Below are 21619 nucleotides of genomic sequence, written 5' to 3'. Positions count from 1 at the left end.
TCTCTCTCTGGTCGCGACCGTCAGCGCTTCTTGCCGGTCTTGCGGCGGCGGATGATCTGGGCGTCGGAGGCCTTGGTCTTGCGGGTCCGGCCCTCCGGCTTGCCCCACGGCGAGACCGGGTGGCGACCACCGGAGGTCTTGCCCTCGCCACCACCGTGCGGGTGGTCGACCGGGTTCATCACGACACCGCGCACGGTCGGGCGCTTGCCCTTCCAGCGCATGCGGCCGGCCTTGCCCCAGTTGATGTTGGACTGCTCGGCGTTGCCCACCTCGCCCACCGTGGCGCGGCAGCGCACGTCGACCCAGCGCATCTCGCCCGAGGGCATGCGCAGCGTGGCGCGCGAGCCCTCCTTGGCGACCAGCTGGGCGCTCATGCCGGCGGAGCGGGCGATCTTGGCGCCGCCGCCCGGCCGCAGCTCCACGCAGTGGATGGTGGTACCGACCGGGATGTTGCGCAGCGGCAGGTTGTTGCCGGGCTTGATGTCGGCGTTGGGGCCGGCTTCGACCGCGGCACCCTGCGCCAGGGCGCGGGGGGCGATGATGTAGCGCTTCTCGCCGTCGGCGTAGTGCAGCAGCGCGATCCGGGCGGTGCGGTTGGGGTCGTACTCGATGTGCGCGACCTTGGCCGGGACGCCGTCCTTGTCGTAGCGACGGAAGTCGATGATCCGGTAGGCGCGCTTGTGCCCGCCGCCCTGGTGCCGGGTGGTGATCCGGCCCTGGTTGTTCCGGCCGCCCTTCTTGGGCAGCGGACGGGTCAGCGACTTCTCCGGCGTCGTCCGGGTCACCTCGACGAAGTCGGCGACCGACGAGCCGCGGCGGCCCGGGGTGGTCGGCTTGTACTTGCGGATAGCCATGGGTCTGTTTCCCTCTCTGCTCGGCCCGGTCAGGCGTTGGGGCCGGAGAAGATGTCGATGTGGTGGCCGTCGGCGAGGCTGACGATGGCGCGCTTGGTGTCCTTGCGCTTGCCGATGCCGTAGCGGGTACGGCGCGTCTTGCCCGGCCGGTTGAGCGTGTTGACCGCGGTGACCTTGACGTTGAACACCTTCTCGACCGCGATCTTGATCTCGGTCTTGTTCGCGTCCGGACGGACCAGGAAGGTGTACTTGTTGTTGTCCAGCAGCCCGTAGCTCTTCTCCGACACCACGGGGGCGATCAGGACGTCGCGGGCGTCCTTGTGCAGCGTGCTCACTTCTCGTCCTCCTCGTTGACCTCGGTGGTCGACGGGGTCCGCGAGCCGCGCGACTGCTCGGCCGCCACGAACGCGTCATAGGCGCCGCGGGTGAAGACCACGTCGTCGCTGACCATCACGTCGTAGGTGTTGATCTGGTCGACCGCCACGATGTGCACGTCGGGGACGTTGCGCAGCGAGAGCCAGCTGATCGTGTCGGCGCGCTCCAGCACCACCAGGTGCCGGCGCCGGCCGGTGGCCAGCTCGGTGAGCACGCCGATGGCGGCCTTGGTCGAGGGCTTCTCGCCGGTGACCAGGGCGTCCAGCACGTGCACCCGGCCGTTGCGGGCCCGGTCGGACAGGGCGCCGCGCAGAGCGGCGGCCTTCATCTTCTTGGGCGTGCGCTGGTCGTACTTGCGCGGCTGCGGGCCGTGGACGGTGCCACCGCCGGCGAACTGCGGGGCGCGGACCGAGCCCTGGCGGGCGCGGCCGGTGCCCTTCTGCTTGTAGGGCTTGCGGCCACCGCCGCGGACGTCGCCGCGGGTCTTGGTGGCGTGCGTGCCCTGGCGGGCGGCCGCCTGCTGGGCCACCACGACCTGGTGGATCAGCGCGATGTTCGGCTCGACGTCGAAGATCTCGGCGGGGAGGTCGGTCTTGTTGGCAGCCATGCTCAGGCCTCCTGGTTCTTCTTGGCGGCCGAGCGCAGGACCACGAGACCGCCCTTGGGGCCGGGGATGGCGCCCTTGAGCAGGATCAGGCCCTTCTCCGTGTCGACGGCGTGCACGGCGACGTTCTGCGTCGTCACGGCCACGCCACCCATGCGACCGGCCATCCGGGTGCCCTTGAAGACCCGGCCGGGGGTCGCGCAGGCGCCGATGGAGCCCGGCTTGCGGTGGTTGCGGTGGGCACCGTGGGAGGCCCCCACGCCGGAGAAGCCGTGGCGCTTCATGGTTCCGGCGAAGCCCTTGCCCTTGCTGGTGCCGGTCACGTCGACCTCGTCGCCCTCGGCGAAGGTGTCGACGCCCAGCTCCTGGCCGAGCTCGTAGGAGGCGGCGTCCGCGGTGCGGATCTCGGCGCGGTGCCGGCGGGGGGTGATGCCGGCCTTCGCGAAGTGACCGGCGTCGGGCTTGTTCACCTTGCGGGTCGGGATCTCGCCGTACCCGATCTGGATGGCGTTGTAGCCGTCGGTCTCGGGGTGGCGGACCTGGGTCACCACGTTGGTGGAGGCCGCGATCACGGTCACCGGGACGATCCGGTTGTTCTCGTCCCAGACCTGGGTCATGCCCAGCTTGGTGCCGAGCAGGCCCTTGACGTTGCGTTCCATGGTGGCAGTCATGTCAGTGCTCTCCTCGGCCTCAGAGCTTGATCTCGATGTCCACGCCGGCCGGGAGGTCGAGCCGCATGAGCGAGTCGACGGTCTTGGGCGTGGGGTCGATGATGTCGATGAGGCGCTTGTGCGTACGCATCTCGAAGTGCTCGCGGGAGTCCTTGTACTTGTGGGGCGAGCGGATGACGCAGTAGACGTTCTTCTCGGTCGGCAGCGGCACCGGGCCAGCGACCTTGGCGCCCGTGCGCGTGACCGTGTCGACGATCTTGCGCGCCGAGGTGTCGATCACCTCGTGGTCGTAGGCCTTGAGCCTGATGCGGATCTTCTGTCCCGCCATAGGTCTCTCTCGTCCTTCTCGTGGTCTCGTACCCCGCAGGGCACCGGCGTGCAGTGCTTGGTCTGGCCCACCCCCGCGGTCGGGCGTGTCGCGCGGTTGTCACGCAACTGGACCACCCTGTCGCCAGGGGGTTCCGCTCGGTTGTTGGGGGCACCCGGCACACGTGCCGGGCCTGGTCGGGTCTCCCGATGTGTGTCAGGACGGAGTACGGCGCACGCCGACGACCGCTTCGTTCTCGGGAGACGCGATGCAGGTGTCAAGTCGTGCCGCACTCCGGCACCCGGCCGGAGCAACCTGACTATGGTGCCACCTTGGGCGAAACGTGTCCAAATCGCCGGCGCCGCTGCGAGGATCTGGGTCCCGACCCCTGCCCGAGGAGCCCCCGATGTCCGACCCGTCTCCCTCTCCCGCGCCGCCGCCGGCCGGTCTCCCAGTCTACGGCCCGGGCGTCATCGCGCCCTACCCGTTGACGCTGGGCGACATCTTCGGCGCGGTCGGGCGCACCGTCCGCCACAACCGCGGGGCCACCCTCGGCGCCTGGGCGGGGTACCCGGTCAGGTGCCCATGGTCGGGGTCGCCGAGGTGCTGATCACGCTCCTGCTCCTCGGGATCCTCATCACCCCCTGGCTGTCAGGGGTCATCGCCTTCCAGTACCTCGACCTGCGGATCCGGCGGGAGGGCCTGGGGCAGCAGATCCTTCAGGCCTCCGCACCCGGGGCGGCCCCCGGGGAGCGCATGTAGGCGAGGTCGGTGACCGCCCGGCCCGCGGCGCGGCCCTTCCGCTCGAACTTGGTGAGCGGGCGCTCCTCCCACCGGTCGGTGACGCCACCGGTCAGCATCGGCTCGGCGTCGAGGACGGCGACCATCTGGTCGGCGTACTCCTGCCAGTCGGTCGCCAGCCGCCAGGTGCCCCCGGGTGTCAGCCGGGAGGCGGCGAGCCGGGCGAACCCCGGCGTGACCATCCGCCGCTTGTGGTGCCTGGTCTTGTGCCAGGGGTCGGGGAAGAAGGTCCACAGCTCGGTCAGCGAGCCCGGCTCGACGAGGTGCTCCAGGGACCACACCGCGTCCACCGAGCACAGCCGGACGTTGTCCACGCCGGCCAGCTCGAGCCGGTCCAGGGTCTCGGCGACCCCCGGCAGCCAGACCTCCAGGGCGACGATGTTGGTCCCCGGCCGCGTGGAGGCGAGGGCGGCGGTGGCCTCCCCCACGCCCGAGCCGATCTCCAGCGCCAGCGGCGCCTGCCGCCCGAACCAGCGGTCCCAGCCGAAGTCCGGGTCGTCCACGGCGTCGTCGGGGACCACCCACTCCTCGTGGTGGGCCTCCCAGGCGCGGGCCTGCCGGTTGCTGAAGCGGCTCCCCCGCCGGGCGTAGGTCAGCACCTCGCGCACCCGGCGGCCGTCCTCGGTGAGCTGCTGATGCGGACGGGCGGGGCGGCTGTGCTGGGGCATGGCAGCGATTCTCCCGCCTCGCCCCTCCGCGGCCGACAGGGGCACCGATAGCGTCCCGGGTATGACACGACGCATCCTCATCACCGGCGGCGCGACCGGCATCGGGCTCGCCACCGCGCACGCCTTCCTGCCCGAGGAGCCCGAGCTCGTCCTGGTCGGGCGGCGCCGTGAGCGCCTGGACGCAGCCGTCGCCTCACTGCGCGATGCGGGCGGGAGCGTCGTGGGGCACTCCGCGGACCTCTCCGACCCCGCCGCCGTGCAGGATCTGGCCGACGGGCTCGCCGACGGTGCTCCCTTCGACGTGCTCGTGCTCAACGCGGGCGGCAACTACGAGCCGGGCGGTCAGGGCCTGGCCGGGGTGGCCGCCGACTGGCGCTCCAACTTCGAGGCGAACGTGCTCACCGCGGTGCTCACCGCGGAGGCGCTGCTGGACCGGGTACGGCGGCCCGGCGGTCGCATCGTCGCGACCTCCTCGGTCGCGGGCGTGCGCGGCGGCGGGTCGTACGGCGCGGCCAAGGCCGCGATCAACGCCTGGGTGTGGTGGATGTCGGGGCAGCTGGCTCCCGACCAGATCACCGTCAACGCGGTCGCCCCGGGGTTCGTCCCCGAGACCGCGTTCTGGATCGACCGGATCGCCGCGGACCCCGACATCCCGGCCCAGCGCCTGGCCGGCATCCCGATGCAGCGGCCGGGCACGGTCGAGGAGGTGGCCGCCGCGGTGCGCTACCTCGCCTCGCCCGAGGCGGGCTGGACGACCGGGCAGATCCTCGGGGTCAACGGCGGCGCGGTGCTGGGCCGCTGAGGCGGAGCGCTCTCGATGGTCAACGCCGCGGACCGGGCGTAGATTCACCGTCATGGACCCCGCGCTGCGCGGACTGCTCGCCCTGGTCGGGGTGACGGCCGGCCTGGCCGGATCGTTCGGGGCGATCCTCTACGCCTCGGAGCTGCACCGTGCCGCGCGCCGGGCCCGGGAGCGGGTCGCGGGGAGCCGGGCTTCCCTCCCCCAGGGTCAGCCGCTGGCCGAGCTGGCCTGCGACGTACGCCGTCTCCACACCGCCTATCGGCACCATCCGGCGGGACAGCCGATGGCACGCCGCCGCGGGATCGAGCGGGCCTACGACGACGCGCTGCTCGACGCCTGTCGCGCCCTCGGGGTGCCCGACACGCTCAGCGGGCTGCCGCCGGGGACCGAGCGCGACGCCGAGCGGCTGCGGGTGGAGTACCTGTTGGAGGAGCAGGGCCTGGTCCTCCCGACGTACCCGCACTGAGGGGCGCTCGTCGCTGGTACTTGTCGCTGGTCGAGCTTGTCGAGACCACCGACCGGGAGCCGCGCGGTCTCGACAAGCTCGACCGACGAAAGGGCTCGACCACCGAAAACGGTCTCGACCAGCGAGTACGACGAAGGCCCCGGACCAGCAGGTCCGGGGCCTTCGCCTCAGCTGTGCGGATCGAGATCCGCCCAGGTCACTTGTTGATCTTGGTGACCCGGCCGGCGCCGACGGTGCGGCCACCCTCACGGATGGCGAACCGCAGGCCCTCGTCCATGGCGACCGGCTGGATGAGCTCCACCGACATCTCGGTGTTGTCACCCGGCATGACCATCTCGGTGCCCTCGGGCAGGGTCACGACGCCGGTCACGTCCGTGGTCCGGAAGTAGAACTGCGGACGGTAGTTGTTGAAGAACGGCGTGTGACGGCCACCCTCCTCCTTGGACAGGATGTAGACGCTGGCCTCGAAGTCGGTGTGCGGGGTGGTGGTGCCCGGCTTCACGACGACCATGCCGCGCTCGACGTCCTCGCGCTTGGTGCCGCGGAGCAGCAGACCGACGTTCTCACCGGCCTGGCCCTCGTCGAGCAGCTTGCGGAACATCTCGACGCCGGTGACCGTGGTCTTCTGCGACTTCTCGCGGATGCCGATGATCTCGACCTCCTCGTTCACCTTGACCACACCGCGCTCGATGCGGCCGGTGATCACGGTGCCGCGACCGGTGATCGTGAAGACGTCCTCCACCGGCATCAGGAACGGCTTGTCGGTGTCGCGCTCCGGCTGCGGGATGTACTCGTCGACGGCGTCCATCAGCTCGACGATCGACTCGGTCCACTTCTCGTCGCCGTTCAGCGCCGGGAACGCGGCCACGCGGATCACGGGGACGTCGTCGCCCGGGAACTCGTACTCGCTGAGGAGCTCGCGCACCTCCATCTCGACGAGCTCGATGAGCTCCTCGTCGTCGACCATGTCGCACTTGTTCAGGGCGACCAGGATCGCGGGAACGCCGACCTGGCGGGCCAGGAGGACGTGCTCACGGGTCTGCGGCATCGGGCCGTCGGTGGCGGCGACCACCAGGATGGCGCCGTCCATCTGCGCCGCACCGGTGATCATGTTCTTGATGTAGTCCGCGTGACCCGGAGCGTCGACGTGGGCGTAGTGCCGCTTGTCGGTCTGGTACTCGATGTGAGCCAGGGAGATGGTGATGCCGCGCTGGCGCTCCTCCGGGGCCTTGTCGATCATGTCGAAGGCCTCGGTCTGCGGGTTCAGCTCGGGGTACTTGTCGTGCAGGACCTTCGAGATCGCCGCGGTCAGGGTGGTCTTGCCGTGGTCGATGTGACCGATCGTGCCGATGTTCACGTGCGGCTTGGTCCGCTCGAACTTCGCCTTAGCCACTGTGGGCTCCTCCTGGGTTGTTGTTTCTTGACTCGTGGGTGGTGCTGGGTGGTGCAGCCGAGGTCCTCGGCTCGGATCAGCGGATCACTCGCCGCGGACCTTCTTGATGATCTCGTCGGCGACGTTCTGGGGAACCTCGGCGTACGAGTCGAACTCCATCGAGTACGACGCCTGACCGGAGGTCTTCGACCTCAGGTCCCCAACGTACCCGAACATCTCGGACAGGGGCACAAGGGCGTCGACGACCATGTCGCCGTGCCGCTCCTCCTGCGCCCGGATCTGGCCGCGGCGGGAGTTGATGTCGCCGATGACCGTGCCGAGGTAGTCCTCGGGGGTGGTCACCTCGACGGCGAACATCGGCTCCAGCAGCACGGGCCGTGCCTGGCGGGCGGCCTCCTTGAAGGCCTGGTTGCCGGCGATCTTGAACGCGAGCTCCGAGGAGTCCACGTCGTGGTAGGCGCCGTCCTCGAGCGCGACCTTGATGTCGACCATCGGGTAGCCGGCGAGGATGCCGAACTCCATGGCCTCCTGGGCGCCCTGGTCGACCGAGGGGATGTACTCCCGCGGCACGCGGCCACCGGTCACGTTGTTGACGAACTCATAGCCCGCCCCGGTGCCGGTCTCCTCGTCGACGCTCGGCTCGATCGAGATGACGACCTTCGCGAACTGTCCGGAACCACCCGTCTGCTTCTTGTGGGTGTAGGAGTGGTTCGCGACCTTCTGACGGATGGTCTCGCGGTAGGCGACCTGCGGCTTGCCGACGGTGGCCTCGACGCGGAACTCGCGCTTCATCCGGTCGACCAGGATCTCCAGGTGCAGCTCGCCCATGCCGGCGATGATGGTCTGCCCGGTCTCCTCGTCGGTCTTGACGGTGAAGGTCGGGTCCTCCTCGCTCAGCCGCTGGATCGCGGTGGAGAGCTTCTCCTGGTCCGACTTGGTCTTGGGCTCGATCGCGACCTCGATCACCGGGGCCGGGAACGTCATGGACTCCAGGACGACCTGGTTCTGCGGGTCGCTCAGGGTCTCGCCGGTGGTGGTGTCCTTCAGGCCCATCACCGCGACGATCTGACCGGCGCCGACCGACGCGATCTCCTCACGCTTGTTCGCGTGCATCTGGTAGACCTTGCCGATCCGCTCCTTGCGGCCCTTGACCGAGTTGATCACGGTCGCGCCGGCCTCGAGCTTGCCAGAGTAGACGCGCACGAAGGTCAGCTTGCCCAGGTGCGGGTCGCTGGCGATCTTGAACGCCAGACCGGCGAACGGCTCGTCGTCGGACGGCTTGCGCTCGATGACGGCCTCCTCGGACTCGTCGTTCGGCTTGTGGCCGACGATCGAGTCCACGTCGAGGGGGCTGGGGAGGTACTTGATGACCGCGTCGAGCAGGGGCTGGACGCCCTTGTTCTTGAACGCGGTGCCGCACAGGACCGGGTTGATCTTGTCGGCCAGGGTGGCGCGACGGATGCCGGCCTCGAGCTCCTCCACCGAGATGTCCTCGCCCTCGAGGTACTTCTCCATGATCTCGTCGTCGGCCTCGGCGAGGGTCTCCAGCAGCTTCTCGCGGTACTCCGCGGCCTGCTCGGCGAGCTCGGCCGGGATCTCCTCGATCTCGTAGTCCTCACCGATCTTGGTCTCGCCGCGCCAGGTGAGCGCGCGCATGCCGACCAGGTCGACGACGCCGAGGAAGTCGGCCTCCGCGCCGATCGGCAGCTGGAGGACCAGCGGGGTGGAGTTGAGCCGCTCGACCATCATGTCGACGCAGCGGAAGAAGTCCGCGCCGGTGCGGTCCAGCTTGTTGACGAAGCACATCCGCGGGACGGCGTACTTGTTCGCCTGGCGCCACACCGTCATCGTCTGGGGCTCCACGCCCGCCACTCCGTCGAAGACGGCGACGGAGCCGTCGAGGACGCGCAGCGAGCGCTCGACCTCGGCGGTGAAGTCGACGTGCCCGGGGGTGTCGATGATGTTGATCTGGTGGTCCTTCCACCAGCAGGTGGTGGCGGCGGCGGTGATGGTCACGCCGCGCTCCTGCTCCTGCTCCATCCAGTCCATGACGGCGGCACCGTCGTGGACCTCACCGATCTTGTAGGAGATGCCGGTGTAGAACAGGATGCGCTCGGTCGTGGTGGTCTTGCCGGCGTCGATGTGCGCCATGATGCCGATGTTGCGGACCCGGGTGAGGTCCGTGGTGATGTCGACAGCCACTGTCGGATCGTTTCCTTAGGTCGGAGTGGGCGGGTGGGGCGTACGCCGGTGACGACGTACGCCGTCATCACCAGCGGTAGTGGGCGAAGGCCTTGTTGGACTCGGCCATCTTGTGCGTGTCCTCGCGCTTCTTCACCGCGGCACCGAGGCCGTTGCTCGCGTCGAGGATCTCGTTCATCAGCCGCTCGGACATCGTCTTCTCCCGGCGGGCCTGGGAGTAGCCGACCAGCCAGCGCAGCGCCAGCGTGGTGCTGCGGTTCGGCTTGACCTCGACCGGCACCTGGTAGGTCGCACCGCCGACGCGGCGGGACTTGACCTCGATGGCCGGGCGGACGTTGTCGAGCGCACGCTTGAGCGTGACGACCGGGTCGGTGCCGGTCTTCTCGCGGCAGCCCTCCAGCGCGGTGTAGACGATGCGCTGGGCGACCTGCTTCTTGCCGTCCTGCAGCACCTTGCTGACCAGCTGGGTGACGACCTGCGAGCCGTAGACCGGGTCGACGTCGAGGGGACGCTTCGGGGCGGGACCCTTGCGCGGCATCAGCTCTTCTCCTTCTTCGCGCCGTAGCGGCTCCGGGCCTGCTTGCGGTTCTTCACGCCCTGGGTGTCGAGCGAGCCACGGATGATCTTGTAGCGGACACCGGGGAGGTCCTTCACCCGGCCGCCGCGGACGAGCACGATCGAGTGCTCCTGGAGGTTGTGACCCACGCCCGGGATGTACGCCGTGACCTCGACGCCGCTGGACAGGCGCACGCGGGCGACCTTGCGGAGGGCGGAGTTCGGCTTCTTCGGGGTGGTCGTGTAGACGCGGGTGCAGACGCCTCGGCGCTGCGGCGATCCCTTCAGGGCAGGCGTCTTGTTCTTCGACACCTTGTCCTGGCGGCCCTTGCGGACCAGCTGCTGAATGGTGGGCACCTGGTGGTTCCCTTTCTCTGTTCTCTCATCACGGCCTGGCGCGGTGCCCGGCTCGGGTCGTACTGTCCCGGCCCTGGCGGGCTCGGGACGGGCGTGTCCGGCGTGGTGCGCGTCCCCTGCGCGTCGCTCCCTCGCCTCCGCCACGGTGGATCGGGCGGCTGCGTGCGGGCACGCGCAACGGTCTGGACGTGCCAGACACGACTGTCAAGGTTACTCGCGGCCCCGAACCAGGGCAAAATGCGGCGCCTCGACCAGGGAGCCGAGGGCGCCGGGGTTCCTCCGGCGCACCGACGCGAGGTACATCAGCACCGGGATCGCGATCCCGACCACGGTCAGCAGACCGCCGCCGATGAGGGTCCAGCGGGCCCCGAAGGTCTCCCCGATCCACCCGATCATCGGCGCCCCCAGCGGGGTGCCGCCCATGAAGATCATCAGATAGAGCGCCATCACCCGACCCCGCATGCCCGCTCCGGTGTTGAGCTGCATGTAGGAGTTGGCGGCGGTGATGAGGGTGAGCGCGCTCAACCCCAGCAGCGGCGCGGTGACGGCGAAGGAGAGGTACGACGGCATCAGGCCGGCCGCGATCTCGACCACCCCGAACACCAGCCCGGCCCCGACGACCAGCCGCAGCCGGGTGGTCGAGCGGCCGGCCGCGAGCAGGGCGCCGCTCAGCGAGCCGATGGCCAGGATGCTGCCGAGGGCGCCGTACTCCGTCGCGCCCTTGCCGTAGACCTCGGTGGCCATGAGCGCCGACGTCATCTGGAAGTTCAGCCCGAAGGTGCCGGCGCTGAACACGATCGCCAGGATCAGCAGCAGGTCGGGCCGGGCGCGGACGTAGCGCAGGCCCTGGCGGATCATCCCCGGCTCGCGCGGCGTCAGCTCGGGGACGTCGAGCAGGCGCGGGTCCATCGACCGGAGCGCGATGATCGGGGCGATGTAGGAGAGCGCGTTGAGCAGGATGACCCAGCCGGTGCCGGTCACTCCCCCGCCGAAAGCGGCGATCAGGACGCCGGCGAGACCGGGACCGACCAGCCGGGCGGCGTTGAACGAGGCGGAGTTGAGGCCGACCGCGTTGGTGAGGTCCTCCGGCGCGACGATCTCGGAGACGAAGGACTGGCGGGCGGGAGCGTCGAAGGCGGAGCCGACGCCGAGCAGGAAGGCCAGGATGTAGACGTGCCAGATCTCGGCGGCGCCGGTGACGGCCAGGAGGCCGAGCACGAGGGCGGGGACGGCCATCGCGAGGTTGGTGATCTGCAGCAGCCGACGCTTGGGCATCCGGTCGGCGACCAGGCCGGCCAGCGGCGAGAGCAGCAGGATCGGCAGGAACTGCAGGCCGGTGGTGATGCCGATCGCGGCGCCGGAGTTGGCGCTGAGCTGGAGGACCAACCAGTCCTGGGCGACGCGCTGCATCCAGGTACCGGTGTTGGACACGACGCCACCGGCCGCGTAGCGGCGGTAGTTGCGGTTGGCGAGGGAGCGGAATGTGGGGCTCGTGGTGGGTCCTCTCAGTCGGCCGCGGCGAGGCGGTCCAGGATCGGGGCGGCGGCGCGCAGGGTCTCGCGCTCCGCCGGCGTCAGGTCGGCGAGCTTCTGGGTGAGCCACGCGTCCCGCCTGCGGCGGTCGGCCAGCAGCGTCTTGCTGCCCTTGTCGGAGAGGGTCACCACGACCTGCCGGCCGTCGGTCTCGTGCGGCCGCCGGGCGACGTAGCGCTCCTCCTCCAGCCAGTTGACCGTGCGGGTCATCGACGGTGGCTGCACCCGCTCGGCGCGGGCCAGCTCGCCGATCGTGAGCTCCCCGTTGCGGGCCAACTGGCCGAGCACGGCCATCGCGCCCATGCTCAGTGGGTTGTCCGGGTGCCGCTCGGCGGCCAGGCGCCGTCGCAGGCGCATCACCCCCGTCCGGAGCTCGGACGCGAGCCCGGAGTTGGTGCGGCAGACGCTCTCGACGGTGGGCATGACACTGAGCGTAACTCATTACTCTTGCTAAGCATTCCTCCAGCGAGGGCAGAGCCTCCGGGCGCGCGCCGGGGGCGGCCCCGGCGTCTGCTCGGCACTGCCCCGCTGGGCGGGGCAGTGTCGAGCGCGGGGCGATGGTCAGGTCAGGAGCTCGGTGATCGGGTTGATCAGGAAGTAGATCGCGAAGCCGACGGCCACGACCCACATGAGCGGGTGCACCTGGCCGAGCTTGCCCTTGACCAGCTTGATGAACACGAAGGCGAGGAAGCCGGCGCCGATGCCGACGGAGATGGAGTAGGTGTAGGGCATCAGCACGATGGTCAGGAACGCCGGGATGGCGATCTCCAGGTCGCGCCAGTCGATGTCGGTGACCTGCTGCATCATCAGGAAGCCGACGAGCACGAGGGCCGGGACGGCCGCCTCGCTGGGGATGATGTTGACCAGCGGTGCGATCACGATGGAGGCCAGGAAGCACAGGCCGGTCACGACCGACGCCAGGCCGGTGCGGGCTCCCTCCCCCACACCTGCGGCCGACTCGATGTAGGAGGTGTTGGAGGAGACTCCGGCCGCGCCGCCCGCGGAGGCCGCGATCGAGTCGACCACCAGGATCCTCCGGGTCTTCGGAGGGACGCCGTCCTCGTCGAGCAGCCCGGCCTCGGCGCCGATCGCCGTCATCGTGCCCATGGTGTCGAAGAAGTCGGCCAGCATCAGGGTGAAGATCAGCAGGATCACGGCCACGACGCCGATCCGGTCGAAGCTGCCCAGCAGGTTGAACTCCCCCAGCGTGGCGAAGTCGGGAAGGTCCAGCACCGTGTCCGGCAAGGCCGGCACGTTGAGCGCCCAGCCGTTGGGGTTGCGCGACCCGTCGGCGAGCACCGACGGGCCGACCTTCGCCACCGCCTCGACGACGATCGCGAGCACGGTGGTGACGACGATGGAGATGAGGATCGCGCCCCGGACGTTGCGCACCCACAGCCCGATCACCAGCAGCAGCCCGATCGCGAAGACCAGCACCGGCCACCCGTCCAGCTGGCCGGTGGCGCCCAGCTGCACCGGGACCGTGGTGTTGGCGGCGTCGGGGATCCGACGTACCCACCCGGCGTCGACGAAGCCGATGAGCGCGATGAAGAGCCCGATGCCGACCGAGATCGCGACCTTGAGCGGCGCGGGTACGGCGTGGAAGACGGCCTCCCGGAAGCCGGTCAGCACGAGCACCAGGATCACCAGGCCCTCGAGCACCACCAGCCCCATCGCGTCGGCCCAGGTCATCTGGCTGGCCACCGAGAAGGCGACGAAGGCGTTGAGACCCAAGCCCGTGGCGAGCGCGATCGGGAAGTTCGCGACGACCCCCATGAGGATCGTCATGACGCCCGCGATGAGCGAGGTGCCGGCCGCGATCGCGGCCAGGTTCGGCTCGGTCCCGCCCCCGAGGAAGCGGCCGTCGACATCCTGGGCGAAGCCCAGGATCAGCGGGTTGAGCACGATGATGTAGGCCATCGTGAAGAAGGTGACGAGCCCGCCGCGCACCTCGCGCGTCAGGGTCGAGCCCCGCTCGCTGATGTGGAAGAAGCGGTCCAGGCCGCTCGTCGAACCGGGCTGGACGCGGGTCGACCCGCTCTCGGGGGTGCTCACGGGGCTGGATTCTGGCATGGCGCGCGCGGGGTGTCAGCGGCCCGGCTACCGTGTGCGCCGTGGAACTGCGCGACGAGCAGCCTGAGCGGCACGAGATCGGCAACCGGACCTACATCGTCGCGCCGGTCGAGCCCCTGGACGTGGACGGCGTGCGCACCGTCGCGGTCGGCACGGCCCTGTGGCTCCTGGGGTTCGTGACGATGCTGCCGTTCTACGGCCGGCTCGCCGATGCCGGCCTGGGCTGGATGCCGTGGGCCTGCCTGGCCGGTGTCGGCCTCGGGCTGGTCGGCCTGGCCTTCTGCACGCGGCGGCGACAGCTGCGCCGCCAGGGCTGAGCCTCGGAGCGCGGGGCTCAGAGCTCGGCGAGGTCCTCCGACAGCGTGTCGTGCACGTGCTGCGGCAGCGACGGCGGGAGGTGCCGCTTCTTCAGCGTCGCCTCGGAGTGCGCGCCACAGCCGTGGTCGACCGAGACCACCCGGCCGTCGTCGTTGGCGTCCCGGTTGGCGCAGACGCCGAACAGGCTCGACAGCGGCCCCTCGAGCCGGACCAGGAAGCCGCAGCTCCAGCACTGCTCGGGCGCCGACTGGGCCAGCGGCGTGGACGGCCCGCCGAGGCCGTCGTACCACCGCTCGGCGGCGTCGTCGCGCCCCTCCGGCGAGAGCGTGCGCACCCGACCCAGGCCGAGCTCCTTGGCCACGGTGCGGATCTGGGCCTTGGCGTCGGCATCGAGCGCGTCGTCGCCGAAGGAGTACGTCGGCACCAGGCGCGGGTCGTCCTCCTCCACCGGCAGCAGGTCGCCCGGCGACAGGTCCCCGGGCTGGATCCGCTCGCGGTACGGCACCCACTCGGGCGCCACGATCGCGTCCTCGCCGGGGAGCAGCACGACCTCGTCGACCGTCACGTGCCGCGCGCGGGAGGCGCGGACGACGGTGACGGCCCACCGCCAGCCCCGGTAGCCGGGCGTGGCGGCCTCGAAGAGGTGCGTCACCAGACGGTCGCCCTCGACGACGGCGTCGAGATGCTCGCCGACCTGGTCCGCGCCGACGTCGGCAACGAGCGCCTCGCGGGCGGCGTCAACCGCGCCGACGGCGACGGCGTCGGGCTTGGCTCGCACAGCGGACTTCACAGTCCCGAATCATGACTCATCGGCATGGCCGAAGCCAGCCGGGGTGGCCGCACGCGGCAGGATGGTGGCCGTGTCCGACCCGTCCCGTCCCCCGCGCCTCTCCGGTGTCCGTCGGGTCTCGGGTCGCGTGAGCGGGGCGTCGGCCCGCGGGGCGCGCCGGGTGGCGAGGGGCACTGCGGTCGCCGGCCGCTACACCGCCCGCCAGGCGCGCCGCGCGGCGAACGCCGAGGGCGCCGGCGAGTCCGGGCTCTCCCGGCTGATCGGGCTGCACGCGATCAACGCCGCCGGCGACGCCGCGGTGGCGATCTCCCTGGCCGGCACCCTGTTCTTCCAGGTCCCCACGGGCGAGGCGCGCGGCCAGGTGGCGCTGTTCCTGGGCCTGACCATGCTCCCGTTCGCGATCGTGGCACCGCTGATCGGCCCGATCCTGGACCGCTTCGCCCACGGCCGCCGATGGGCGATCGGCACCACCATGGCGGTCCGCGCCTTCCTGTCCTGGGTGCTCGCCGGGGCGGTGGTCACCGACTCGCGGTGGCTCTTCCCGGCCGCGCTGGGCGTCCTGGTCGCCTCCAAGGCGTACGCCGTCACCCGGGCGGCCGCCGTACCCCGCCTGCGGCCCGAGAGCCTCACCCTGGTCAAGGCGAACGCCCGGATCTCGCTGGCCGGCGTGATCGGCGCGGCGGTCTCGGCGCCCCTGGCGGGGCTGGCCTCGCTGGTGGGGCCGGAATGGTCGCTGCGCTACGCGTTCGCGCTGTTCGTGGTCGCGACGGTGCTGGCGATCCGGCTGCCGGCGCGGGTCGACTCCACGCTGGGCGAGGGCGAGATGCTGATCCTCCCCGGCGGCGACGACTCCGAGCCGCCCGCGCCGGGACGTCGCGGCCGACCGCGGATGCGGATCCCCGGCACGGTCGCGTTCGCGCTCAAGGCGAACTGCGGGCCCCGGTTCCTGTCGGGCTTCCTCACCATGTTCATGGCGTTCCTGCTGCGGGAGGCCCCGATCGAGGGCTGGCGGCCCGAGGTGCTGCTGGGCCTGGTGATCGGGGCCGCCGGGCTGGGCAACACCCTCGGCGTCGCCCTCGCCTCGCTGCTGCGCAGCGTCAACCCCGCGATCACCGTGGTCGTGGCGCTGATCGCCGACGCGGTCGTGGCGCTGGTGGCGGCGGTGTTCTACGGCCTGGTGCCGTTGGTGCTGCTCGGCCTGACCGCGGGACTGACCCAGTCACTGGCCAAGCTCTCCCTGGACTCCACCATCCAGCGCGACGTCCGGGAGCGGGTCCAGACCAGCGCGTTCGCCCGCTCCGACACCGCCCTGCAGCTGGCCTGGGTGATCGGCGGGTTCGTCGGCATCGCGATGCCGCTGCGGCCCGGGCTCGGCCTGGGGGTGGCCGTCGGCGTGCTGGGCGCGTGGGCGGTGTTCGTGCTGGTCACCGGTCGGGCGACGCTGCAGCGAGCCCTCCCGGCAGAGGCCTGAAGCCCCGACGTCAGCGGTCGAGCTCGTCGGCCAGCGCCCGCAGCAGCTTGGCGGTCGGCTTTGCGTGCTTGGGGTCGGGGTGCCGGCCGTGCTGGTAGGCCTGGCCCACCCCGTCGAGCAGCCGGATCAGGTCCTCCACGATCGGCGCCATCTCCTCGGGCCGCTTGCGGCCCGCCTGGCGCTGGTTGCGCGAGACGGAGGCCGGCTGCTCCAGCAGCCGCACCTGCAGCGCCTGGTCTCCGCGTCGACCCTGGGCGATGCCGAACTCGACCCGGGTGCCGCTCTTGAGGGTGGTCACGCCCTCGGGCAGGGCGTCGGCGTGCACGTAGACGTCGGGTCCGTCGCTCTGCGACAGGAACCCGAACCCCTTGTCCGCGTCGAACCACTTCACCTTGCCAGTGGGCACCGCTGCCTCCTCCATGCATCGCGCCCCCGGCATCCCCGGGGGCGCGACACCAGCCTAGGCAACCCCTCCACGCCGGTGCCAACCGGTTCCCGCGGGCGGGTCCAGGCACGTGGCCAGGCAGCGGGTTGGGGAGAACGGTTGGCCCGGACGCGGTTGATCCGTCACCATGGTGTCCCGCGAGGTTGAGGGTGCCTCGCGCGGCTGAAGGTGCAGGAGAGAGTCGTGAGGGCAGTGGTACGCCGCGTGGTCGCGGTGCTGGCGCCGGTCGCGGTGGCGACCGCGCTGCTGCCGAGCGCCCCGACGGCCGCGGCCGAGGAGCGGGGCGGCTCCTCGCTGCACCTGGTGACCCTGCGCGCGGGAGCGACCCCGGAGGACGGGGAGTCCGCGCTGGCCGCCGTGGAGGCGCCTCGACCGGTCTACCGCTGGAGCCGGGCGCTGAGGGGCTATGCCGTCTCGCTGACCCGGCGCCAGGCCGAGGAGCTGCAGGCCGACCCCGACGTCGAGCTGGTCGAGCCCGATCGCCGGCTGCGGCTCGCCGGGCGACCCGAGGCGGCCGATCCCGGGGCGTCGCCGTACTCCCGACGGCAGGGTGGCCGAGGGACGGTCATCGGCTTCGTGGACACCGGGCTGTGGCCCGACAGCCCGCTGTTCGCCGACGCCCGCGGCCTCGGGCGGCCGGGCGGGTTCGCCGGCCGGTGCCAGACCGGGCCCGGGTGGCCGGCATCGGCCTGCAACGGCAAGGTCGCGGGCGCGCGCTGGTTCCTCGCCGGCTTCGGCGCGGAGAACCTGCGCAGCAGCAGCGCGGTGTCCGCGCGCGACGACTCCGGGCACGGCACGCAGATGGCGTCCCTGGCGGCCGGCAACGCCGACGTGAGCGTGGACCTCGACGGCCGTGATGCCGGCACCTACTCCGGTGTGGCCCCGCGAGCGCGGGTGGCCGTCTACAAGGCCTGCTGGACCGCCCCGGACCCCGCGGACGACGGCTGCTCCAGCGCCGACGTCGTGACCGCCATCGACCGGGCCGTCGCCGACGGGGTGGACGTCCTCAACCTCTCGGTCGCCGGGTCCCGGAGCTTCGACACCGTCGAGCGCGCCCTCCTGGGGGCGGCCGAGGCGGACGTCGTGGTGGTCGCCGCCGCAGGGAACACCGGCCGCACGGAGCTGGCCTCGCACACCTCCCCCTGGGTCACCACCGTGGGCGGCCTGGTCGGCGTGCAGCGGCGTGGCGAGGTCCGCCTCGACGACGGCAGTCTCCGGCTGGAGGGGGCGATGCTCTCCTCCGGGGGGACCGCCACGGTGCCCGTGGTGCGCGCCGCGGACGCGGCGACGGCCGGCGCCCGGCGCGAGGACGCCCGGCTGTGCCGTCCCGGCTCCCTGGACGCCGGCGCCGTCGCGGGCGCCCTGGTGGTCTGCGACCGCGGCGTCGTAGGCCGGGTCGACAAGTCCGCCGCGGTGGCGCGCGCGGACGGCGTGGGCATGATCCTGCTCAACCGTGATTCCGGGCCCGACGGGGTGGCCGCGGACCTGCACGCCGTCCCGACGGTGACCTGGCGCGCCGGGAGGCTGCGCAGCTGCGGGACCGGCTGGCCGACGGCCCGGTGCGCGCGCGGCTGGTCTCCACGCCCCCGACCCCCGCTCCCCCGGCGCTGCTGCCCACGTCCCCCGCGGGCGACCCGGCCGCTGGGGTGCTCAAGCCCGACCTGGTCGCCGCCGCGACCGGTCTGCTCGGCGCGGTTCCGCCGGAGGTCCAGGGCAGCCGCTGGAACGTCGTGACCGGTACCTCGGCGGCCGCCGCCCAGGTCAGCGGTCTGGCCGCCCGGCTCCGCGCGCGGAAGCCGGGCTGGTCCGCGGTCGCCGTACGCTCCGCGCTCGCCACGGCGGCCGAGCCCGTCCCCGGACCCTCATTGCGCACCGGCGCCGGCCGGGCCCGCGACGCGGTCGCCGGGCTGGTCTTCGAGGTCGGGCCGCGGGACTACCGCCGCTACCTCTCCGGCGACCTGAGCAGCGTCCGGCTCAACACGCCCTCGATCATGATCCGCCCCGAGCACGCGCCGGTGTCGCGGGTGGTGACCAACCGCACCGGCGTACGTCGCACCTGGCGCGCGTCCCTCTCCGGCTTCGACCGGCATGTGGTCACCGTGGACCCGCCCGCCATGACGCTGGCCCCGGGCGAGTCGGGCCGCTTCACCGTGTTCGTGTCCGGGCGCCCGGGCGTGCACGCAGACTCCGGGGCCGTCACCTGGCGCAACCCGGGCGTCCCCGCCGTGCGGGTGCCCGTGGCGATGGGGCGCTGAGCGACCCGCGTCACGACAGCCCCAGCTCGGCGGCCGACTCCTCGCGCATCTGCACCTTGCGGATCTTGCCGGTGACCGTCATCGGGAACTCGTCGACCACCTTGACGTAGCGCGGGATCTTGAAGTGCGCCAGCTTGCCGGTGGCGAACTCGCGGACGGCGTCGGCGTCCAGCGGGTCGCGGCCCGAGCGCATCCGGATCCACGCGCACAGCTCCTCGCCGTACTTCGGGTCCGGGACGCCGATCACCTGCACGTCCTCGATGTCGGGGTGGGTGTAGAGGAACTCCTCGATCTCGCGCGGGTAGATGTTCTCCCCGCCGCGGATCACCATGTCCTTGATCCGGCCGACGATGTTGCAGTAGCCGTCCTCGCGCATCACCGCGAGGTCGCCGGTGTGCATCCAGCCGTCCGCGTCGATCGCCTCGTCGGTCCTCTCGGGGTCGTCCCAGTAGCCGAGCATCACCGAGTAGCCGCGGGTGCAGAACTCGCCGGTCTCCCCACGCTCGACGACCTCCCCCGAGGCGGGGTCGACGACCTTGATCTCCACGTGCGGATGCACCCGCCCGATGGTGGCGGTACGGCGGTCCAGGTCGTCGTCGGTGCGGGTCTGGGTGGACACCGGGGAGGTCTCGGTCATGCCGTAGCAGATCGACACCTCCGCCATGTTCATCTCCTCCACACAGCGCTTCATCACCTCGACCGGGCAGATCGAGCCGGCCATCACCCCGGTGCGCAGGGTGGAGAGGTCGTAGTCGGAGAAGTCCTCCAGGCTCTGCATCGCGATGAACATCGTGGGGACGCCGTAGAGCCCCGTGCAGCGCTCGTCCTGGACCGCCTGCAGCGTGGTCGCGGGGTCGAAGCCGGGGGCGGGGATCACCATGGTGGCGCCGTGGGTGGTGCAGCCGAGGTTGCCCATGACCATCCCGAAGCAGTGGTAGAAGGGAACCGGGATCGCCAGCCGGTCCTGCTCGGTGAAGTTGATCGTCTCGGTGGTGAAGAACCCGTTGTTGAGGATGTTGCGGTGGCTGAGCGTGGCGCCCTTGGGATAGCCGGTCGTGCCGGAGGTGTACTGGATGTTGATCGGGTCGCCCGGCTCGAGGGAGGCCGACCGCTCGCGCAGCGCCTCCTCGCTGACCTGCTCGCCCTCGGCGACCAGGGCCGCCCAGTCGTCAGTGTCGACGTACACCACCCGCTCCAGGGTCGGGTTCTGCCCCGCGGTCTCCTCGATCATCGCCCGGTAGTCGCTGGTCTTGAAGCCGGTCGCCGCCAGCAGCAGCCGGAGCCCGGACTGGTTGACCGCGTAGGAGAACTCGTGGGTGCGGTAGGACGGGTTGACGTTGACCAGGACGGCGCCGATCTTGGCCGTCGCATACTGGGTGATCGTCCACTCCGCGCAGTTGGGCGCCCAGATGCCGACGCGGTCGCCCTTCTCGATGCCGGCCGCCATCAGGCCGCGGGCGAGCGCGTTCACGTCCGCGTCCAGCTCCGCCCAGGTCCAGCGGCGGCCCGAGGCCACCTCGACCAGCGCCTCCCGGTCCGGCCAGCGCTCCACCGTGCGCTCGAAGTTCGCGCCGATCGTCTCCTCCAGGAGCTCCGGCGTGGTCTCCCCTGCTGCGTAGGACTCCATGCTCGGCAACCTATCCGGGCGCATGTGACGGCGGCCACCCTCGGGGTCTGCGGGGCCTCACTCCCATGTAACGCACAGTTCGGTCAGCTTGTTGAGCGGTACGGCGCTCGCCAGGTTGACCGAACTCTCGACAAGTCGCGGGGAGGGCCGACGGCCGGGGATACTCGGAGCGATGCCTGCAGGAAGGGTGGGTTCATGGCCGACGACGAGCTGATCCACTCAGAGGTCCGGGACTTCACCTTCGACCCCGAGAACCTGGACGAGGACAACCTGCGGACACCGACCGCGGACGCGGTGTGGCGGGCGAAGCGCTCCGGGGTACGGCGAGTCCGCGACGAGTCCGGCGAGTTGTTCGCGTGGTCGGTGCCCTGGCAGGCGTATCTGTGGAAGCTCGATCCCGAGCTCGACGTCATGGTGAGCCCCGTCGTGGCCGAGACCGAACTCGTCACCCGCAAGGTGAGTCGGCGGGATGGCGGGACGTTCATCGAGGTGCGGATCCCCGCGGCGTTCTTCGCCGACGTGAACCGAGACCAGGCACAGGACATCTACCGACTCGTGGCCCGCGACACCTACGTGTGGGGCATGGAGCGCTTCGGCTGGCCCGAACCGCCGGCCATCCCGGGCGGTGTCCCCGCGCACGCAGCACGGATCCCCGTCGAGGCTCGCGGTCTCGCCGCCCACGAGGCCGGGCGCCGGCTGCTGATGCACGTCGAGTGGCGCTCCACCGCTCCGTGCCGCGCGCCCCATCTCAACAAGCGGCTCGCAGCGGACCGGGCATGGCAGGACTACCTCGACGTGGTGAACCCGAACGAGGACGTCCTCTTCACCCTGCACGTCACCGACGACACGAGCGGCATCGGGCGCGACGCCTGGGAGGATCCTCCTGACGAGCCGGGAGCCGAGCCGACCACCACGGTGGAGACGCGTGTCCCGGCCCACCTCCTGAGCGGCTCCGACGCCGCGGTCGAGCGGGCCTGCCTGGAGATCGTCACCGAGACCTACGCCTGGGCGGCCGGTCGCTTCGGGTGGCCGGCCCCGCCGGGCTGATCAACG

General features: G+C 71.3%; 24 protein-coding genes. 8 read left to right on the top strand and 16 right to left on the bottom strand.

Annotated features, from left to right (window positions below):
* Positions 1–20 precede the first annotated feature (20 nt).
* The 5 genes from rplB to rpsJ are packed head-to-tail and all read right to left on the bottom strand — an operon-like array spanning position 21 to position 2832.
* Positions 21–854 carry a 50S ribosomal protein L2 gene (gene rplB / locus K8W59_RS05180; protein ID WP_223397732.1) on the bottom strand — a complete coding sequence of 278 codons (834 nt, stop codon included), beginning with the start codon at positions 852–854 and terminating at the stop codon, positions 21–23.
* A 29-nt stretch (positions 855–883) separates the two neighbouring features.
* Entirely contained in the window at positions 884–1189 is a 306-nt protein-coding gene (gene rplW / locus K8W59_RS05175) for a 50S ribosomal protein L23 (protein ID WP_223397730.1), read from the bottom strand.
* Positions 1186–1836 (bottom strand): 50S ribosomal protein L4, encoded by a 651-nt coding sequence (gene rplD, locus K8W59_RS05170; RefSeq protein ID WP_223397727.1) that lies wholly within the window; start codon positions 1834–1836, stop codon positions 1186–1188. Before rplD ends, rplW begins: the two co-directional genes overlap by 4 nt.
* Positions 1837–1838: 2 nt before the next feature.
* Complete coding sequence (gene rplC / locus K8W59_RS05165; RefSeq protein WP_223397725.1) at positions 1839–2504, bottom strand: 50S ribosomal protein L3; 666 nt, start codon at positions 2502–2504, stop codon at positions 1839–1841.
* Positions 2505–2523: 19 nt separating this feature from the next.
* Entirely contained in the window at positions 2524–2832 is a 309-nt protein-coding gene (gene rpsJ, locus K8W59_RS05160) for a 30S ribosomal protein S10 (protein ID WP_008360994.1), read from the bottom strand.
* A gap of 558 nt (positions 2833–3390) precedes the next feature.
* On the opposite strand from rpsJ, the gene K8W59_RS05155 reads away from it, so the two are divergent.
* Positions 3391–3573, top strand: coding sequence for a hypothetical protein (locus K8W59_RS05155; protein WP_223397722.1), 183 nt, complete (start codon positions 3391–3393; stop codon positions 3571–3573).
* On the opposite strand, the gene trmB is transcribed toward K8W59_RS05155, so the two are convergent.
* Complete coding sequence (gene trmB, locus K8W59_RS05150) at positions 3531–4280, bottom strand: tRNA (guanosine(46)-N7)-methyltransferase TrmB (RefSeq protein WP_223397721.1); 750 nt, start codon at positions 4278–4280, stop codon at positions 3531–3533. The genes K8W59_RS05155 and trmB overlap by 43 nt on opposite strands.
* Before the next feature lie 61 nt (positions 4281–4341).
* Between trmB and K8W59_RS05145 the strand changes: the two genes are divergently transcribed.
* Positions 4342–5082: an SDR family NAD(P)-dependent oxidoreductase gene (locus K8W59_RS05145; RefSeq protein WP_223397720.1), complete on the top strand. Its 741-nt coding sequence runs from the start codon at positions 4342–4344 to the stop codon at positions 5080–5082.
* 52 nt (positions 5083–5134) lie between these two features.
* Positions 5135–5548, top strand: a complete 414-nt coding sequence (locus K8W59_RS05140) for a hypothetical protein (protein WP_223397718.1) — start codon at positions 5135–5137, stop codon at positions 5546–5548.
* 196 nt (positions 5549–5744) lie between these two features.
* Here the strand turns inward: K8W59_RS05140 and tuf are convergent, their stop codons facing one another.
* From tuf to K8W59_RS05105, 7 genes are all read right to left on the bottom strand, one after another.
* Positions 5745–6941, bottom strand: a complete 1197-nt coding sequence (tuf, locus tag K8W59_RS05135) for an elongation factor Tu (RefSeq protein ID WP_223397717.1) — start codon at positions 6939–6941, stop codon at positions 5745–5747.
* Positions 6942–7025: 84 nt separating this feature from the next.
* On the bottom strand, positions 7026–9143 hold the full coding sequence (gene fusA, locus K8W59_RS05130) for an elongation factor G (protein ID WP_317846311.1): 2118 nt from the start codon (positions 9141–9143) through the stop codon (positions 7026–7028).
* Positions 9144–9210: 67 nt separating this feature from the next.
* Positions 9211–9681, bottom strand: a complete 471-nt coding sequence (gene rpsG / locus K8W59_RS05125) for a 30S ribosomal protein S7 (protein WP_223397715.1) — start codon at positions 9679–9681, stop codon at positions 9211–9213.
* On the bottom strand, positions 9681–10055 hold the full coding sequence (rpsL, locus tag K8W59_RS05120) for a 30S ribosomal protein S12 (protein WP_056681807.1): 375 nt from the start codon (positions 10053–10055) through the stop codon (positions 9681–9683). Before rpsL ends, rpsG begins: the two co-directional genes overlap by 1 nt.
* Positions 10056–10265: 210 nt before the next feature.
* A complete protein-coding gene (locus K8W59_RS05115) occupies positions 10266–11486 on the bottom strand; it encodes an MFS transporter (RefSeq protein ID WP_263283289.1) in 1221 nt (406 codons plus the stop codon).
* 74 nt (positions 11487–11560) lie between these two features.
* A complete protein-coding gene (locus K8W59_RS05110; RefSeq protein WP_223397713.1) occupies positions 11561–12010 on the bottom strand; it encodes a MarR family winged helix-turn-helix transcriptional regulator in 450 nt (149 codons plus the stop codon).
* A gap of 138 nt (positions 12011–12148) precedes the next feature.
* Complete coding sequence (locus K8W59_RS05105; RefSeq protein ID WP_223397711.1) at positions 12149–13660, bottom strand: NCS2 family permease; 1512 nt, start codon at positions 13658–13660, stop codon at positions 12149–12151.
* A 41-nt stretch (positions 13661–13701) separates the two neighbouring features.
* Here K8W59_RS05105 and K8W59_RS05100 point away from each other — a divergent pair, with 41 nt between their 5' ends.
* Entirely contained in the window at positions 13702–13977 is a 276-nt protein-coding gene (locus tag K8W59_RS05100) for a DUF2530 domain-containing protein (RefSeq protein WP_223397708.1), read from the top strand.
* A gap of 17 nt (positions 13978–13994) precedes the next feature.
* Here K8W59_RS05100 and K8W59_RS05095 read toward each other — a convergent pair whose 3' ends face one another.
* The gene (locus K8W59_RS05095) at positions 13995–14768 is read right to left on the bottom strand and encodes a DUF3027 domain-containing protein (protein ID WP_223397705.1); all 774 of its coding nucleotides are present in this window, start codon (positions 14766–14768) and stop codon (positions 13995–13997) included.
* A 61-nt stretch (positions 14769–14829) separates the two neighbouring features.
* On the opposite strand from K8W59_RS05095, the gene K8W59_RS05090 reads away from it, so the two are divergent.
* Positions 14830–16239 (top strand): MFS transporter, encoded by a 1410-nt coding sequence (locus tag K8W59_RS05090; protein WP_397195972.1) that lies wholly within the window; start codon positions 14830–14832, stop codon positions 16237–16239.
* 10 nt (positions 16240–16249) lie between these two features.
* Here K8W59_RS05090 and K8W59_RS05085 read toward each other — a convergent pair whose 3' ends face one another.
* Positions 16250–16645 (bottom strand): cold-shock protein, encoded by a 396-nt coding sequence (locus K8W59_RS05085; RefSeq protein WP_223397697.1) that lies wholly within the window; start codon positions 16643–16645, stop codon positions 16250–16252.
* 222 nt (positions 16646–16867) lie between these two features.
* Between K8W59_RS05085 and K8W59_RS05080 the strand changes: the two genes are divergently transcribed.
* Together K8W59_RS05080 and K8W59_RS05075 are read left to right on the top strand one after the other, a co-directional pair.
* On the top strand, positions 16868–18418 hold the full coding sequence (locus tag K8W59_RS05080; RefSeq protein WP_223397696.1) for a S8 family serine peptidase: 1551 nt from the start codon (positions 16868–16870) through the stop codon (positions 18416–18418).
* Complete coding sequence (locus K8W59_RS05075) at positions 18331–18939, top strand: S8 family serine peptidase (RefSeq protein WP_223397695.1); 609 nt, start codon at positions 18331–18333, stop codon at positions 18937–18939. The genes K8W59_RS05080 and K8W59_RS05075 overlap by 88 nt, the downstream gene beginning before the upstream one ends.
* A 10-nt stretch (positions 18940–18949) precedes the next feature.
* On the opposite strand, the gene K8W59_RS05070 is transcribed toward K8W59_RS05075, so the two are convergent.
* On the bottom strand, positions 18950–20566 hold the full coding sequence (locus tag K8W59_RS05070) for an AMP-binding protein (RefSeq protein ID WP_223397694.1): 1617 nt from the start codon (positions 20564–20566) through the stop codon (positions 18950–18952).
* A 195-nt stretch (positions 20567–20761) separates the two neighbouring features.
* On the opposite strand from K8W59_RS05070, the gene K8W59_RS05065 reads away from it, so the two are divergent.
* On the top strand, positions 20762–21613 hold the full coding sequence (locus tag K8W59_RS05065) for a hypothetical protein (protein WP_223397693.1): 852 nt from the start codon (positions 20762–20764) through the stop codon (positions 21611–21613).
* Positions 21614–21619: the final 6 nt, after the last annotated feature.

The organism is Nocardioides rotundus (assembly GCF_019931675.1).
GTDB lineage: Bacteria > Actinomycetota > Actinomycetes > Propionibacteriales > Nocardioidaceae > Nocardioides > Nocardioides rotundus.
Note: the sequence above shows the minus strand (reverse complement) of the source record. Positions and strands in the feature narration are given on the sequence as shown.

Coding starts and splice junctions, on each gene's coding strand:
- rplB (WP_223397732.1), bottom strand. CDS start 854: ATGGCTATCCGCAAGTACAAGCCGACCACCCCGGGCCGCCGCGGCTCG.
- rplD (WP_223397727.1), bottom strand. CDS start 1,836: ATGGCTGCCAACAAGACCGACCTCCCCGCCGAGATCTTCGACGTCGAG.
- rplC (WP_223397725.1), bottom strand. CDS start 2,504: ATGACTGCCACCATGGAACGCAACGTCAAGGGCCTGCTCGGCACCAAG.
- rpsJ (WP_008360994.1), bottom strand. CDS start 2,832: ATGGCGGGACAGAAGATCCGCATCAGGCTCAAGGCCTACGACCACGAG.
- trmB (WP_223397721.1), bottom strand. CDS start 4,280: ATGCCCCAGCACAGCCGCCCCGCCCGTCCGCATCAGCAGCTCACCGAG.
- K8W59_RS05145 (WP_223397720.1), top strand. CDS start 4,342: ATGACACGACGCATCCTCATCACCGGCGGCGCGACCGGCATCGGGCTC.
- K8W59_RS05140 (WP_223397718.1), top strand. CDS start 5,135: ATGGACCCCGCGCTGCGCGGACTGCTCGCCCTGGTCGGGGTGACGGCC.
- rpsG (WP_223397715.1), bottom strand. CDS start 9,681: ATGCCGCGCAAGGGTCCCGCCCCGAAGCGTCCCCTCGACGTCGACCCG.
- K8W59_RS05110 (WP_223397713.1), bottom strand. CDS start 12,010: ATGCCCACCGTCGAGAGCGTCTGCCGCACCAACTCCGGGCTCGCGTCC.
- K8W59_RS05105 (WP_223397711.1), bottom strand. CDS start 13,660: ATGCCAGAATCCAGCCCCGTGAGCACCCCCGAGAGCGGGTCGACCCGC.
- K8W59_RS05090 (WP_397195972.1), top strand. CDS start 14,830: ATGGTGGCCGTGTCCGACCCGTCCCGTCCCCCGCGCCTCTCCGGTGTC.
- K8W59_RS05070 (WP_223397694.1), bottom strand. CDS start 20,566: ATGGAGTCCTACGCAGCAGGGGAGACCACGCCGGAGCTCCTGGAGGAG.
- K8W59_RS05065 (WP_223397693.1), top strand. CDS start 20,762: ATGGCCGACGACGAGCTGATCCACTCAGAGGTCCGGGACTTCACCTTC.